This is a genomic window from Humidesulfovibrio mexicanus (assembly GCF_900188225.1).
Taxonomy (GTDB): Bacteria; Desulfobacterota; Desulfovibrionia; order Desulfovibrionales; family Desulfovibrionaceae; genus Humidesulfovibrio; species Humidesulfovibrio mexicanus.
Genome location: NZ_FZOC01000002.1, coordinates 118,860 through 133,921, shown reverse-complemented (window position 1 = coordinate 133,921; position 15,062 = coordinate 118,860). Strand labels below are relative to the sequence as shown.

The 15,062-nt window shown below is 68.8% G+C and carries 13 protein-coding genes and 1 tRNA gene; 8 read left to right on the top strand and 6 right to left on the bottom strand.

Features of this window, described 5'->3' with window-relative positions; genetic code table 11:
• Positions 1–2 precede the first annotated feature (2 nt).
• Genes CHB73_RS04365 through CHB73_RS04355 form a run of 3 tightly spaced genes read left to right on the top strand, consistent with a single transcriptional unit; the run spans position 3 to position 3,654 of the window.
• Positions 3–2,336, top strand: a complete 2,334-nt coding sequence (locus CHB73_RS04365; protein ID WP_089272500.1) for a xanthine dehydrogenase family protein molybdopterin-binding subunit — start codon at positions 3–5, stop codon at positions 2,334–2,336.
• Complete coding sequence (locus tag CHB73_RS04360; protein ID WP_235641510.1) at positions 2,333–2,815, top strand: (2Fe-2S)-binding protein; 483 nt, start codon at positions 2,333–2,335, stop codon at positions 2,813–2,815. Before CHB73_RS04365 ends, CHB73_RS04360 begins: the two co-directional genes overlap by 4 nt.
• Entirely contained in the window at positions 2,812–3,654 is an 843-nt protein-coding gene (locus tag CHB73_RS04355; RefSeq protein WP_089272498.1) for an FAD binding domain-containing protein, read from the top strand. Before CHB73_RS04360 ends, CHB73_RS04355 begins: the two co-directional genes overlap by 4 nt.
• A 15-nt stretch (positions 3,655–3,669) precedes the next feature.
• Here the strand turns inward: CHB73_RS04355 and CHB73_RS04350 are convergent, their stop codons facing one another.
• Both CHB73_RS04350 and CHB73_RS04345 read right to left on the bottom strand, forming a co-directional pair.
• Positions 3,670–6,339, bottom strand: a complete 2,670-nt coding sequence (locus tag CHB73_RS04350; RefSeq protein ID WP_089272496.1) for a TIGR03960 family B12-binding radical SAM protein — start codon at positions 6,337–6,339, stop codon at positions 3,670–3,672.
• Between the two features lie 93 nt (positions 6,340–6,432).
• Positions 6,433–6,747: a hypothetical protein gene (locus tag CHB73_RS04345; RefSeq protein ID WP_089272494.1), complete on the bottom strand. Its 315-nt coding sequence runs from the start codon at positions 6,745–6,747 to the stop codon at positions 6,433–6,435.
• 124 nt (positions 6,748–6,871) lie between these two features.
• On the opposite strand from CHB73_RS04345, the gene CHB73_RS04340 reads away from it, so the two are divergent.
• Positions 6,872–7,612, top strand: a complete 741-nt coding sequence (locus CHB73_RS04340) for a hypothetical protein (protein WP_089272492.1) — start codon at positions 6,872–6,874, stop codon at positions 7,610–7,612.
• 45 nt (positions 7,613–7,657) lie between these two features.
• Positions 7,658–7,733 (top strand) — tRNA-Ala (locus CHB73_RS04335).
• Positions 7,734–7,996: 263 nt separating this feature from the next.
• Here CHB73_RS04335 and CHB73_RS04330 read toward each other — a convergent pair.
• The 4 genes from CHB73_RS04330 to CHB73_RS16705 all read right to left on the bottom strand — a co-directional run bounded on the left by CHB73_RS04330 (position 7,997) and on the right by CHB73_RS16705 (position 12,722).
• Positions 7,997–9,817 (bottom strand): HD domain-containing phosphohydrolase, encoded by a 1,821-nt coding sequence (locus tag CHB73_RS04330; protein ID WP_089272490.1) that lies wholly within the window; start codon positions 9,815–9,817, stop codon positions 7,997–7,999.
• A gap of 69 nt (positions 9,818–9,886) precedes the next feature.
• Positions 9,887–11,824, bottom strand: a complete 1,938-nt coding sequence (locus tag CHB73_RS04325; RefSeq protein ID WP_089272488.1) for an ATP-binding cassette domain-containing protein — start codon at positions 11,822–11,824, stop codon at positions 9,887–9,889.
• A gap of 32 nt (positions 11,825–11,856) precedes the next feature.
• On the bottom strand, positions 11,857–12,468 hold the full coding sequence (locus CHB73_RS04320) for a cysteine hydrolase family protein (RefSeq protein WP_089272486.1): 612 nt from the start codon (positions 12,466–12,468) through the stop codon (positions 11,857–11,859).
• 104 nt (positions 12,469–12,572) lie between these two features.
• Positions 12,573–12,722 carry a hypothetical protein gene (locus tag CHB73_RS16705; protein ID WP_179216888.1) on the bottom strand — a complete coding sequence of 50 codons (150 nt, stop codon included), beginning with the start codon at positions 12,720–12,722 and terminating at the stop codon, positions 12,573–12,575.
• Positions 12,723–12,775: 53 nt separating this feature from the next.
• Between CHB73_RS16705 and cbiR the strand changes: the two genes are divergently transcribed.
• From cbiR to CHB73_RS04300, 3 genes are read left to right on the top strand one after another with little or no spacing between them, the layout of a single operon-like run.
• Positions 12,776–13,555 carry a cobamide remodeling phosphodiesterase CbiR gene (cbiR, locus tag CHB73_RS04310; protein ID WP_089272482.1) on the top strand — a complete coding sequence of 260 codons (780 nt, stop codon included), beginning with the start codon at positions 12,776–12,778 and terminating at the stop codon, positions 13,553–13,555.
• Positions 13,552–14,088: a bifunctional adenosylcobinamide kinase/adenosylcobinamide-phosphate guanylyltransferase gene (locus CHB73_RS04305; protein ID WP_089272480.1), complete on the top strand. Its 537-nt coding sequence runs from the start codon at positions 13,552–13,554 to the stop codon at positions 14,086–14,088. The genes cbiR and CHB73_RS04305 overlap by 4 nt, the downstream gene beginning before the upstream one ends.
• On the top strand, positions 14,066–15,061 hold the full coding sequence (locus tag CHB73_RS04300; protein ID WP_089272478.1) for a DHH family phosphoesterase: 996 nt from the start codon (positions 14,066–14,068) through the stop codon (positions 15,059–15,061). Before CHB73_RS04305 ends, CHB73_RS04300 begins: the two co-directional genes overlap by 23 nt.
• Position 15,062: the final 1 nt, after the last annotated feature.

Sequence of the window (15,062 nt, the reverse complement as noted above, 5' to 3'; positions counted from 1 at the left end):
CCATGGCCGACATTCTCTCCCCCCCCGCCCGCGTTCCCAGGGCCGATGCCCTTTCCAAGGCCGCAGGCGCGGAACGGTACGCCTTTGACGACATGCCGGAAGGCTGTCTGCACGCCGGAGCCTACCGACCGGGCGCGTCCATGGGCATGGCCCACGCGCGGATCGTGGCCGTGGACCGCCAAGCCGCCCTGGCCGTGCCAGGCGTGCTGCGCGTGCTCACCGCGGCCGATGTGCCCGGCCAGGGTCGCCACGGCATCGTGCACAAGGACCAGCCCGTGCTCTGCCGGGAGCGCATCCGTCATGCGGGCGATCCCGTGGCCCTGGTGCTGGCCGAAAGCCCGGCCGCTCTGCGCGCCGCCCTGGCGGCCATGCGCGCCGAGCTTGCGCCCCTGCCCGGCGTCTTCGACCCGGAGGCCGCCCTCAAGCGCGGCGCGCCGCTGGTGCACCCCGACCGCAAGGACGGCAACCTGCTCATGCACGCGGTGATCAAAAAGGGCGACGCCAGGAAGGAGCTCAAGGCCGCGCCGGTCAGCGTGCGCGGAGAGTTCTTCTCGCCCGTGCAGGAACACGCCTTTCTGGAGACGCAGTGCGGCGTGGCGAGACAATTGCCCGATGGCGGCCTGGAGATGGTCCTGAGCACCCAGTCGCCCTTCCGCGACCGCTTCGAGATCGGCGCGGCCCTGGGGCTGGACCCCCTGTCCATCCGCATCCGCGCGCCGCACATGGGCGGCGGCTTCGGCGGCAAGGACGGAGCCACGGTGCAGTGCCTGTTGGCCCTGGCCGCGCTCTACGCCGGGGGCAGACCCGTGCGCATGGCCTGGGACCGCGAGGAGTCCATGCTGGCCGGGTTCAAGCGCCACGCCGCCCGCCTTTCCTGCGCCCTGGGCGCGCAGGAGGACGGCACGCTCACGGCCTTCACCTGCGAGATGCTGTACGACACCGGGGCTTACGCCCACCTGGGCGGCGAGGTCATGGAACTGTCCATGGAGCACGCCTGCGGGCCGTACCGGGTGCCCAGCCTGCGCGTGGAGGGCCGTTGCGTCTACACCAACAACCCCATCGCCGGGGCCTTCCGGGGCTTCGGCGTGGTGCAGGCCAGCCCGGCCTTCGAGGGCCTCATGGACGAGCTGGCCGCCAAGCTCGGCATGGACCCCCTTGAACTGCGGCGCAAGAACGCCCTGCGCAGCGGCGACGAAAACGGCTGCGGGGTGCGCATGGGCTCCGCCGAACTGCCAGCCTGCCTGGACGCCCTGGCCGCCCACCCCCTGTGGACCGGGCGCGAACAGTGGCGCAAGGAGGCCCCGGCCTTCACCCGGCGGGGTGTTGGCCTGGCCGCGGTGTTCAACGGCATGGGCTACGGCCGGGGCCTGCCGGACATGGCCATCGCCAAGGTGGAGCTGACCGAGGAAGGCGGCTTTCTGGTCTATGCCTCCGTGGCCGACATGGGCCAGGGCAACACCTCGGCCTTCGCCCGGCTGGCCGCCCAGGAGCTGAACCAGGAGGCGCAGGCCATCGGCCTGGTCATGCCCGACACCGAACGCTGCCACCCGTCCGGTTCCTCCGCCGCCGGGCGCACCACCTACACCTTCGGCAACGCGCTCTTGCGCGCGTGCGCAGGCCTCAAGGCCAAGCTGCTGGCCCGCGCGACCATGGCGCTCATGCGCGACACCCTGGACGGGCTGGCGCTCGAAGCCGGGAAAGTGGTCCACAAGCCCACGGGCGCATCCATCGCCCTCGACGCGCTGGCGCGCTTCCTCCCGCGCGACGACCGCATCGCCGTGGGAGAATTCCTCATGCCCGTGGCGCGCGAGGCCTCGGCCACGGCACGGGGATTTCTCATCGGCTTTCCGCACCTCATCTTCGCCTACGCCGCGCACCTTGTGCGCATCGAGGCCGACGAACTCACCGGGCAGGTGCGCGTGTGCGACTACGTCACCGTCACCGACGGCGGCCGCGTGCTCTCGCGCCAGGGCTTCGACCAGCAGGCCCACGGCGGCGCGGCACAGGGCCTGGGTCTGGCCTTGTTCGAGGACTTCCTCCTGGACGACGGGCGCATCCTGACCGGCGACCTGTCCACCTACCTCATCCCCACGGCCCTGGATCTGCCGGACATGGAGTCCCACGCTGTCGAAGGCTGCGAAGAATCCGGCCCAGGCGGCCTCAAGGGGGTTGGCGAGGTTGGCATGAGCGGCCCTGTTCCGGCCGTCGCCGCCGCCCTGCGCCATGCCCTGGGCGGAAAGCCCTCGACCACCGCGCTGCGGCTCTTGCGCAGGCCGCCGTTCACCCCGGAGCGCGTGCTCCGGCTTCTCGCCACCAAGCCCCGGAGGACCGAGTGACCATATCGTTTCTGCTCAACGGACGCCCCATGACCGTGGACGCGGCCCCGGACGCGCGCGCCGTGGACCTGCTGCGCGGGCTGGGCGCCCTGGACGTGAAGGAAGGCTGCGGCACGGGCGAGTGCGGGGCCTGCTCCGTGCTGGTGGATGGCGTGCACAAGCTCTCCTGCCTGATGCTGGCCGTCCAGTTGGAGGGCCGCGCCATCATGACCGCAAGCGGCCTGGGCACGCCCGAGGCCCCGCATCCCCTCCAGCGCGCCTTCGCCGACCACGGGGCCGTGCAGTGCGGCTTCTGCACGCCGGGCATGACCATCGCCGCGGCCGCGCTGTTGGCGGAAAATCCCCAGCCCACGCGGGAAGAGACGCGCCGGGCCATCTCCGGCAATCTGTGCCGCTGCACCGGCTACGTCATGATCGTGGACGCGGTGCAGGCCGCCGCGCAGGAACAACGCGAGGCCAAGAAGCGGGGCGCGCAATGAGGGTGCTTGCTCCTCGCGACCTGCCGGAGCTTTTCGAGGCCCTGGCCCAGCCCGGCGCAAAGATCATGGCCGGAGGAACCGATTTGCTGGTGCGGCTGCGCCAGGCGGACCAGCGCGGAGAGCCGCGGCCCGAAACCCTGGTGCGCCTTGGGGGAATCTCCGCCCTGCACGGTGTGGAGCGCCGCCCCTGCGGGGCGCTGGGCCTGGGTGCGGCCTGCACCCATGCGGAACTGCTGGCCCACCCGCTGGTGCGCTCGGAGTTGCCGGAACTCTGCGCCGCGCTCTGCGAACTGGGCTCTCCGCCCATCCGCAACATGGGCACCCTGGGCGGGAACATCTGCACGGCCTCGCCCGCGGGCGACGCCCTGCCGCCGTTGCTGGCCCTGGGCGCGGAGGTCGAGCTGGCCTCGGCCTCGGGCCTACGGCGCGTGCCCCTTTCGGAGTTCATCACCGGGCCTGGGCGCACGCGCCTTGCTCCGGGCGAGGTGCTCACCGCGGTTCGCGCGCGGCCGACGCAAGGCTTTCAGATACGACGGTTCGAGAAGGTGGGGCGCAGGGGCGCGCTGGCCGTGGCCGTGGTGAGCCTGGCCGCACTGGTTCGGCTGGAGCGCGGCCGCGTGGCCGAGGCGCGCCTGGCCTGGGGCTCCGTGGGGCCGACAGTGTGGCGCTGCCCGGAGGCCGAGACGGCCCTGGTCGGCGAGCGCCTGGGACTCTCGGCCCTGACGCGCGCGGCCAAGATCGTCAGCCATGAAGTGAAGCCCATCGACGATAGTCGCGCCAGCGCGGACTACCGCCGTCAGGTGGCGGGCAACCTGCTGCTGCGCCTGGCTGTGCTGTAGCCCGGCGCACGCGCCCTAGCCGAACTGCTGGCCCACCTTGAGCAGCCGCACGGCGAGCGGCGAAATGGGCGCGTTCACCGCCAGCACCAGGGCCTGCGGGCTCATGTAGTCCGTGCTCCAATCCAGGGCCAGGGCCACGGAGCCGTCGGGCCTGGGCTCGGCGGCGGCCACCAGCGCGCGCAGATTGGTGGCCTTGGGGCCGTTCTTGCTCTTGCGGTCGAACATCACCACGTCCCTGGCCAGGAACTCCGCCCAACGCGCCCGCCACGCCGCCACCTCGGCCTCGGACCCGGAATAGCGCACAAGGAAGCTCTCGCCCACGGCCTGCACCGTCTTCTGGTGCGGGGGCAGGTTCTCGATGCGGAACGGGGCCAGGCCATGGGGCATCTGCGCGGCCAGGGCGGAGAGCACGCGCTCCGCAGGCAGGGCCTCGCGCAGGCAGAGGGTGAACCACTCGCTCACGCTCTCCACGCCCACGGGCAAGGCCCGGCCAAAGGAGATGCGCGGCATGGGGTGAAAGCCCGCGCTGAAGGACAAGGGGAAGCGCGTGCGCCGCAGCGCCCGCTCCAGAATGCTCTGCAATTCCAGCTGGCTCAGGTAGGCGGCCTCGGCGCGCTTCTCGTACCAGATGCGGTACTGGGCCTTGCGCTCCGAAAGGCCGAGATCCGGCGGCTGGGGCCTGGCGTGGCCGCCTCCTTGCCCGGGCTGATGGCCGCGCGCGGCCTGGGCCGCCTGGACAAGGGCCGCCTCGGGCGAAATCTGCCCAGGGTTTTGGGGCTCCTGGCGGTCGCGCGGCTCCAGTTCAGGCGTTTCCTGGTCGCGACGGGCGAACACCACGCGCGGGCGGATGTCCGCATCACGCGCCTGCACGGAAAGCTCGCTCACGCGGCCGTCCAGGGTGCACACCCCGCAGTTCCTGCACGCGCCGTAGCGGCAGTCCGGGGTGATCTTGCCCTCCAGGGCGCGGCGGCGCTCCAGCAGCAGAAAATCGCGGGACACGCCGCAGCTCAGATGGTCCCAGGGCAGCGGCGCGCCAACGTCTCGCGGGCCCTGGAACTCCTCGGGCGTCAACCCGTGCTCGGCAAGGGCTTCCAGGTAGTGCTCCAGCCTCAGGTGGTCCTTCCAGCTGGAGAACAGCGCGCCCTTGCGATAGGCCGTCTCGATGACCGGGCCGAGGCGCCTGTCCCCGCGCGAAAGCACGCCCTCAAGAAAGCTCATCTCCGGCTGGTGGTACTTGAGGGTGATGCGCTTGTGCGGCTTCAAGGCGTCCTTCAAATAATAGATGCGGCGGCGGATCTCCTCCATGCCGATCTGCCCCTCCCACTGGAACGGGGTGTGGGTCTTGGGCACGAAGGGGGACACCGCGGCCGTGACCTGCAAGCGCTTCACGTGCCGCCCGGCCACGTCGCGCACCTTGACGCACAGATCCGCGATGGCGTCCAGGTCCTCGTCTGTCTCCGTGGGCAGGCCGATCATGAAATAGAGCTTCACCTGCTGCCAACCGTGGTCGAAGAGCGTGCGCACGTGCCGCAGCAGGCCTTCCTCGCTCACGCCCTTGTTGATGACATCGCGCAGGCGCTGGCTGCCCGCCTCCGGCGCGATGGTGGCCCCGGTGCGGCGTATGCTGGCGATGCGCTCCATGATGTGCTCGGACAGGGAGCCCACGCGCAGGGACGGCAGACAGATGGACACCTGCTCCGCGGCGCAGCGGTCGAACACGGTGTCGAACAGCCCCTCCAGGGCCGAATAGTCGCCGGTGGAAAGGGACAGGAGCGAGACTTCCTCGAACCCCGTGGCCGCGATGGCCTTGGAGATCATGTCGCCCAGTTCCTCGGGCGTGCGCTCGCGCACGGGGCGGTAGGTCATGCCCGCGTGGCAGAAGCGGCAGCCGCGCGTGCAGCCGCGCGCAAGCTCGATGGTGTAGCGGTCGTGCACGGCCTGGCCAAAGGGCACCGCCGGGGAGAGGGGGAACGGCGCGCCGGAGAGATCGGCCACGATGGCCTTCTCCACGCGCTCATGCCCAGGCAACAGCGGCCGCACAGGCTGGCCAGGGGCGTCCCAGGCGAAAAACGCGGGCACATACACGCCCGGAAGGTCGGCAAGCTCGCGCAAAAGCTCCAGGCGCGGGGTTCCGGCCCGGCGCGCGGCGGCGATGCGCGCAAGCAGCTCCGGCATCACCTCCTCGCCATCGCCCAGGACCATGAGATCCAGGAATTCGGCTATGGGTTCGGCGTTGAAGGCCGCGCCGCCCCCGGCCATGACCAGCGGCCACGGGCCATGCGGACCGGGGTCCAGGCGCTGGGCCGCGCGCAGGGGAATCTGGGCGAGGTCCAGCATGAACAACACATTGGTGTAGCACAGCTCGTGAGTGAGGCTGAAGCCCACGGCGTCCAGTTCGCGCAGGGGGGTGTCGGTCTCAAGGGTGGCCAGGGGCACGCCTTGGGCGCGCAGAATCTCCCCGGCCTCGGCGCAGGGGCAAAACACGCGCTCGGCAAAAAGCTCCGGCCGCTGGTTTATGGCCTGGGCCAAAATCTTCTGCCCCAGGTAGCTCATGCCCACCTCGTAAAGGTCCGGAAAGGCCAGCGCAATGCGCCCGGCAAGAGCGGCGGGGTCCTTGCGGACCGCGCCCCACTCGTTGCCGAGGTAGCGGCTGGGACGGGGCAGCAGGGGCAAGAGTTCCTTCACACGGGGCTCCTTATCTGTATCAGGCGCAAAAAAGGGGCGGCGGGACCGGTCGTCCCGCCGCCCCCCGATGCGTCATCGCGGGCGGATGTCGGTCTATTTGGTGATGAGCTGGGAGATGTTGCCCGCGCCGGGGGCGGAGAGGGTCAGGTTGCTGGCGGCCTCAAGGTACTTGGTCTTCAGCTCCTCCGGGGCCTTGGTGTACTCGTAGAGCACATGGCTGGTGGAGATGGACCCGCAAATCTCCTGCTCGAAGGGGTAGCCGAAGGGCAACAGCATCATCTGCACGCCCTGCTGCATGGGAACGGTCTGCAGCACGGCGGGATCGTTGATGGTCTTTCCGTCCTCGCTCCATTTGCCGATGACGGTCTCGCCGTTGATGAGCTTGACCAGACGGATGTCGTACGCCATGTTGATGACTCCTTGGTGGTTGTGTGAGGCGGAAGGTAGGGGCTCGCCGTCCCCCTGTCAAGTGACGCCCTTGCCAGCCGCCAGCGCCCAGGGCAGCCTTGCCCGCAATTCCGAGGAGCGCTCCATGACCGCCCTGCCATCCCCGTTTCAAGCGCCCCGCCCCGCCCTGCCGTTTGCGGCGCTGCTGGCCGTCCTGTGCGTCCTGTTGCTGGCCGGGTGCTGGGTGCCGGAGCGCTACATGGCCCGGGTCCGCATCGAGCCTGACGGCTCCTACACGGCCTACGCCGAGGGCACGGCGGTCCATCCGGACACTTGGCGCGCCATGCGCCGCGTGCAGGCGGAGGCCAGAAGCGGCGCGCTCAAGGACGACGCCCTCAAAAAGGCCAAGGAGGAGGCCCTTGCCCCCCTTTTGAAAGATCTGGAACCCCTGCGCAAGGACAAGCGCTTTGACGCCCTGCAGTCCATCGGCGATGGCCGTGTGCGGTTCAGCGTCAGCGGCACGTGGAAAATGGACAGAGACCTGCTGGTCTTCAGCGAGCTGACCACGCCGCTGGCCTACGCCGTGGGCGAGGACGGAACCCTGCGCGTGCGGGTGAAGGACGCCGTGCATGGCCGCGGCGCCCGGGCGTTGGGCCTGGCCACCGAGGGCAACCTGGCCGTGACCCTGGCCGAAGGCGTGGAGGTGCTGGAGCACAACGCCCAGCGTGTTCCCGGCTCGCCGCTGGGCTCTTACCGCTGGAGCATCGGCCCAGGCAGCGTCGAGCCGCCCTACCTGAAGCTGCGGCTGCCCGCCCCCCCGGCGCACGAACAGTCCGCCGCGCCAACTCCAGCCCCAGGACAACAAAAAAAGCTTGCCCACCACTGAGAAAACGGCTACACATCCCTTCCGTCCGGAACGCCGGACGCCCATGGGGATGTAGCTCAGCTGGGAGAGCGATGCGTTCGCAACGCATAGGCCAGGAGTTCAATCCTCCTCATCTCCACCAAAGAAAACAGGCACTTGGAATACAAAATTCCAGGTGCCTTTTTCGTTGGGACATTTTTGTGGGACATATCGGAACGGCGTTATGATGCCGTGAAACAGTCGCTTTCACCCCTCGAAAACATACGCGGACACGTCCGCCATGCCTACCCCCTCTCCGCTCGCAGAGACTCGATGCGCGGTTACACGTGAGCAGTCCGCAAGGGGATTTTTGCTGCCCGCGCTGTTGCACCGGAACGGGGCGGAGGTCGTCCGAGACCTGCGGCGTTATTTCCGCTCCCCGCAGCGCAGCGGGCACGGAACCGGGCCGGAAGGGCAGGAAATGTCCCCGGCGCAGCCTTCGTCGGCGAGGCGTTCCTTGATGGCCTCGATCTCCGGCAAATTTTCGAAAAAGAGGTCCACCAGGCGCGGGTCGAACATGGCGCCGCTCTGCTCGCGCAGGTGCCGGAGCACCTCGTCCCTGGGCCAGGCCTTCTTGTACACCCGGTCAGAGGACAGGGCGTCGTACACGTCGGCCAGGGCGGTAATGCGCGCCAGCAGGCTGATCTCCTCGCCTTTGAGCCCGCACGGGTAGCCCTGGCCGTCCCAACGCTCGTGGTGCTGCAGGGCGATGTCGCGCGCGCCGCAGAGCAGCTTGTGGTCGCTGGCGTGCAAGATCTTGTGCCCGATGACCGTGTGGTGCTTCACCACATCGTGCTCCTCCGGGCTCAGGGTGCTGGGCTTGTTCAGAATGCGCTCCGGAATGCCGATCTTGCCCACGTCGTGCATGGGCGACACGGTCTCAAGGAGCATGACCTCCTCCGGCGGCAGGCCGTACTTGCGGCCCAAAAGGCCGGAATACGCGGCCACACGGCGCACATGGTTGGCCGTCTCGCGAGAGCGCGTCTCGATGACCTGCCCCAGGGTGGAGAGCAGCTCCACCTGCATCTCGATCATCTCCCGGTTCAGGGCCATGATCTCGGCGTTGTTCCTGTTGATGCGGCGCTGTTTGCGCACGTTCAAGCCCAGCAGGGCGATGATGGCCGAAAGCACGGCGATGACGCCCAGGGCGGCGAGGATCACCGGCCGGTGCCGCTCAAAAAAGGTTGTCGGCTTGTTGAGCAGCACCGCCCCCTCTGGCGTAAGCGCAAGATCGATGCCGAAGCGCTTGAGCGCGGTGTAGTCAAAGACCGCCCCGGCCATGCCAAGGGGCTCGTCGATGACCGCTGGGGGCCGTCTGCCCGCCATCCGGTCCAAAAGCACCTCGGCGGCCCGGCGGCCGTGGGCCTCGCCGTTCAGGATGCAACCGCCCACGACGCCAGTGCCCATCTGAAAGTCCCAGGCCACGTACACGGGCACGGGGGAACTGGCGGCGATGGCCCTGGGCGCCTCGTTCGGCGCGTAGGCCCGGCCGGATTCATCCTGAAAATAGACCAGCAGGTAGATGATTTCGCCTTTTTGGCGTTTGAGCGCGAACTGGATGAGTTCGGGCAGGGGCACGACAGGCAGGATGTTGACCGCGACCCCGGACGGAAGCTCCAGCGCCTGCCGCTGGAAGTCGCGCCGGATGAAACGCCCGGTGAGGGTATTGTCCACCATGACGTGGATGGTGTGCGTGCCGGGGTTCTGGCGCAGGGCCGCACGCAAGGTGCGCAGATGCGGCACCCGCTCGATGACGATGTTCATGCCCTCGGCGCCGGGCGGAATGGAGGCCGGATCGTTGATGCCGCAGGCGGCGATGAAGGCGCCGGGAAAGAGTTCCGTGCGGTGCCGCGTGGCGAAGTCCAGGGCGTTGTTATCCGTCACGACCACGCCGTCGAAGCGCTGGCCGGAAAACTTGGCGCGGTACAGTTCGAGCAACTGGGTCAGGTAGCCCGGAGAGCTTTGGAACTTGGTGTCCATATACTCCACGCGGTAGCGCGCCTGCACCTGCGGGGAGTCCAGCACGGAGAGAATGCCCCGGTGCTCGTCCTGGGTCCAGGAGAAGTCCGGCCCGTAGGAATGGAGCACCAGCACACTGCGGCGCAGCACCTGTTCATCCGCCGCGGCGGGCAGGACGAAGGCGCAAAACAGCAACGCAAGCATGGCAACCACGCGTGAGGGGCTCATGCCAAACGGTAGCACGCCCGCGCCGCTGCACGCAAGGCGAGAATCGCCGGAGCGGGTCCTTGCCCGAAATTATGCCTGGGTCTGCCCCTGCGCAATGCCGGAGAGTTCGCGCTCCCTGGCCTCGGCGGCTTCCCAGCGGGCAAAGGCGGACGCAAGCTCCGCCTCCAGCGCGGCCAGGTCGGCCTTGGCGCTGGCGATGGCTTCGCTCGGCCCCTTGTACAGCTCCGGATCGGCCAGACGCTCAGACGCCTGCCCCACCTGGGCCTCAAGCACCTCCAGCCGCGCGGGCAGGGCCTCCAGCTCGGCCTTGAGTTCCTCCAGCTCGCGCTGTTCCTTGAAGCTGAGCTTGCGCAGCCGGGCGGTGGCTCCGGGCTGCCTGTCGGCCCGAAGCGGCTTGTCGCGCGGGACGGCCTCGGCCTGGGCAAGCTCCGGTCGCTGGCGCAGCCAGTCGTCGTAGCCGCCCACATACTCGCGCACAGTCCCGCCGCCCTCGAAGGCCAGGGTGCTGGTGACCACGTTGTTCAAAAAGGCGCGGTCGTGGCTGACGATGACAAGGGTTCCGGAGAACTCCACCAATCGGTCCTCCAACAGCTCCAGGGTCTCGGCGTCCAGGTCGTTGGTGGGCTCGTCCATCACCAGCAGGTTGCAGGGCCGGGTGAACAGCCGGGCCAGCAGCAGGCGGTTCCTTTCCCCGCCGGAGAGCACGCGCACCGGACTGTTGGCCCGGTCGGAGGAAAAAAGGAAGTCCTTGAGGTAGCCCATGACGTGGCGCGTGCGGCCGCCCACGGTCACCTGGTCGGCCCCGTCGGCCACGCTCTCGCGCACGCTCTTGTCCGGGTCGAGTTCCTCGCGGTGCTGGTCGAAGTAGGCGACTTCGAGGCCGGTGCCCAGGCGCAGGCGGCCCTCGCTTGGGGCCACGCGGCCCAGCAGGGTCTGGATGAGACTGCTCTTGCCCGCGCCATTGGGGCCGATGACGCCGATCTTGTCCCCGCGCATGACCGTGAGGTCCAGGTTCCGGAACACGGGCTCCGCGCTGCCCGGCCAGGCGAGGCCCAGGCCGCGGGCTTCGAGCACCAGCCGACCGGAGCGTTCCGCCTCCTGCACGGCGATGCTGGCCTGGCCCGTGCGCTCGCGCCTGCGGGCGCGCTCCTCGCGCAGCTTCTTGAGTTCGCGCACGCGGCCCTCGTTGCGGGTGCGCCGGGCCTTGATGCCCTGCCGCACCCAAACCTCCTCGCGCGCGAGCTTCTTGTCGAACTCGGCCCAGTTCTTCTCCTCGGACTCCAGCAAGGCCTCCTTGCGGGCCAGAAAGGTGTCGTAGTCGCAGGACCAGTCGGCCAGGCGGCCCCGGTCCAACTCGATGATGCGCGTGGCCACGCGGCGCAGGAACATGCGGTCGTGGGTGATGAACACCAGCGTCCTCACGTGGCGCAGCAGGAACTCCTCCAGCCAGGCGATGGAGTCCAGGTCCAGGTGATTGGTGGGTTCGTCCAGAAGCAGCAGGTCCGGGCGCGACACGATGGCCCGCGCCAAAAGCGCCCGGCGCTTGAGCCCGCCGGACAGCTCCTCGAAACGCCGGTCCGGGTCCAGGCACAGGCGCGACACGGCCGCGTCCACATCGGCCATGGCCGCCCAGCCGCCGAGATCGGAGATGGCGGTCTGGGCCTGGGCCAGCAGGGCCTCGTCCCCGGCGGCCTGGGCGCGGTGGTGCTGCGCCATGAGCAGCCCCAGCTCGCCCAATCCCTGGGTCACCACCTCGTAGACCGAGCCCACCAGGCGCTCCGGCACCTTCTGCGACAGGCGCGCCGTCTTGAGCCCCTGGGCGCGGGAAATCTCGCCGCCGTCCGGGGTCAAATCGCCGGAGATGAGGCGCAACAGCGTGCTCTTGCCCTCGCCGTTTCTGCCCACGATGGCGATGCGCTGTCCCGCCTCTATCTGGAAGGAAATGCCGTCCAGCAGCCTGGGGCCGCCGAAGCTCATGTTCACATTATTGACGCTGATGAGTGCCATGGCGGGCTTCGTAAGCCGCCACGCGCAGGCGGTCAAGCCGAAGACGGCGCAAAGGGCGGACGCTTTGGGCCGAGCAGGCCGTCCAGTCTGTCCAGGGCAACGCAGTCCACGCCCATGTGCGAGAGATCAAAGATGTTGGCCGCGGCCACTTCCGGGGTCTGGGCCGAGCAGGCGTCCGTGACGACCACCACGCGATAGTCCCTGGCCATGGCGTCCACGGCGGTGGCGCGCACGCAGTTGGGGTACTGGGTGCCGCCCATGACCAGGGTGTCCACGCCCATGCGGCGCAACAGCGCGTCGAACTCCGTGAACAAGAAGGCGCTGAAGCGGGTCTTGCGCAGCACGGTCTCCCCCGGCAGGGGGGCCAGTTCGGGCACGATGCCCGCGCCGGGCGTTCCCGCCACGCAGATGCCCCGGCCCTGCAAAAAGGCCTCGCGCCGGAAGCGTTCGGCGTCCGCGCCGTCGGCCCTGTGGGAGCGCGTCACATGGATGACGCGCCAGCCCCGCGCGCGGGCGCGCTCAAGCAGGCGGCGCAGCACCGGCACCGTGGCCGCGGCTCCGGCCACGCAGGCCGCGCCTCCGGGGGCGACGAAATCGTGCTGCATGTCGATGATGGCGAGGGCGATGGCGCCGGACGCGGGCATGGGAGTCCTCCTTGCACGGACGTGTGCCGAATGCGTACCGCAAGGCGGGCTCCGCGCGCAAGGACTACGCATTGCGCGGCATGTGCGGACGTTGTAAGGGGGGGCTAGGTCAACAGACGGCGGTACAGGGCGCGCTCGTAGGCGCGGCTCATGCGCCGGGCCAGGCTCCGGGCCACCCCGGCTTCCACAAGGCGGCAGTACAGGTGCAGAGGATTGAGCAGATGTTGCAGACGCAGGCGCATGGTTCTTGTCATGGCGTTCCCCTCCTTGGCGGGGACGTTTGCCTGCGCAAGCAGAAGCAAAGGCCATGCCTGTCGTGAATTCCCCAACGCTTTCAAACAAAAGTTGTGGCCTGCCCTGGCGCACTGCCGCCCCTTCCTGCGTGTATCCCGCGGGAGTGGCGGAAAATTGTGACCTGCTCGCCCCGTTTTTCGACGAAATCGCACTGGCATTTTTCGAGACCGACGCCTGCCTAGCCTATACCCGGCAGGATGTGCCGGACAGCCTGACGAAGCTGCCCGTGGGCTGGCACATGCACCTGCCCCTGGATCTGCCCTGGGCGGCGGGAACCGCGCGCGTGGCCGAGGTGGCGCTCGCCCTGGCCCGAAGCGTGCGCTTCCTCTCGCCAAGGGCCTTTGTGCTGCACCCGCCCGCCGTGCCGGAGCAACTGGCCGAACTGGCCGCGCTGCTGCGCCAAGGCGGCATGGCCCCGCAATCGCTGCTGGTGGAGAACATCCAGGGCCGCGATTTGGAGCAGCTGTGGCCCGTCATAGCGGACGCCGACCTTGGCGTATGCCTGGACCTGGGCCACATGCTGGTGCACGGGCAGGAGGACTTCCTTACTCTGCCAGGGCTTGAGGCGCGGCTCTCCATGGTCCATCTGAACGCGCCGGACCCGGAGAAACCCGCCCGGCACGCATCGCTGGCCCTGCTGGACGCCCACGGCCTGGCCGTGATGGACCGGCTGCTCTCCCTGCTGGCCCCCGGCCGGGTTGCGGTGCTGGAACTCTTCGGCGAGGCGGCCCTGTTCGAATCGTTGGAGCTGCTGCGCGCGGCGAGCGCGCGGATGGGAGGCCGACGCCCGTGATCACCTTTGTCATCGGCGGCAACAAGTCCGGCAAGTCGGACCACGCCATGGGGCTGCTTGAGCGCTGCCCCGGCCCAAGGCTGTTTCTGGCCACGGGCAAGGCCAGGGACATGGCCTTCCGCAGCCAGATAGCCGCCCACCGCCAGCGCCGCGACCCCGCCTTGCCGGTGGTGGAGGTGGGCCGGGACTTGCCACAGGCCCTGCTGGAGGCTAAAGGGCAATACAAGGCCGTTCTGGTGGACAGCCTGGACTTCTGGCTTTTCGTCTGCTCCCAGGACGGGCGCGAGGACGAGCCTGTCCGGGCGCTGCTGGACCTGCTTTCCAACTGGGAGGACACGACCCGCCTTGTGCTCGTGTCCTGCGAGATCGGCTTCTCCCCGCTGCCCGCCTCCCGCGAGGCCAGGAGGTTCATGAAATCCCTCGGGCGGCTCAACCAGGCCGTGGCGGCCCTTTCGGACGAGGCGTTCCTCGTGGCGGCAGGGCTTCCACTGGCGCTCAAAAAGGCGGATCATGGGCGTATCCAGGCAGACTGACGAGAAGGTGCAGGCGCTGCTGGACCTGCTTTCCAAGGACCAGCGCTGGCTCATCGTCATCAACGCGGACCCGGACGCCATGGGCGCCGCCCTCGGGCTCAAGGCCATTCTTTCGCGCCGCGTGCACGACATCGGCATCGGCCATGTGAACGAGATCAAGCGGCCGGACAACCTGGCCATGATCCGCTACCTGCGCGTGCCCACCCGCAGGCTGATCCCGAACCTGGTGGCCCAGTACGACCATTTCGCCCTGGTGGACTCCCAGCCCCACCACCACCCGGAGCTGGCCAAGCTCGACTATTCGGTGGTCATCGACCACCATCCCATCCTGCCCGACAAACCGGTCAGCGCCCCGCTGGTGGACATCCGCCCCAAGTTCGGCGCCACCTGCACCATGCTCACGGAGTACGTCCAGCGCCTCAAGATACGCCCGCCCAAGCTCATGGCCTCGGCCCTGCTCTACGGCATCAAGGCCGACACCATGAACTTCCAGCGCAAGTTCATCGATGCCGACATCGACGCCTTCAAGTACCTTTCCAAGTACGCCGACCACACGCTCATCACGCGCATCGTGCGCAGCGAATACCACCTGGAGTGGATGCGCTACTTCTCGCGCGCCTTCTACAACTTGCGGCGCATCGGCACCGGCCTGGCCGCCCACCTGGGCAAGGTGGCCAGCCCGGACATCCTTGTGGTCGTTGCCGACTTCTTCATGCGCGTGCACTCCATCTCCTGGGACGCGGTGTCCGGCATCGCGGACGACAAGCTGGTCGTCATCTTCCGGGGCGACGGCATCCGCAAGGACATGGGCAAGTACGCCGCCTCGCTCTTCGCGGAGATCGGCTCCGCCGGGGGGCACAAGGGCGCGGCCCGGGCGGAGATTCCTCTGGACGCCCTGGACGGCAAGGACCCAGAAATGTTCGTCCTGAAGAAGCTCGCGCGGGGCAAGACCGCGGGCTTCCAGCGGTTCTAGC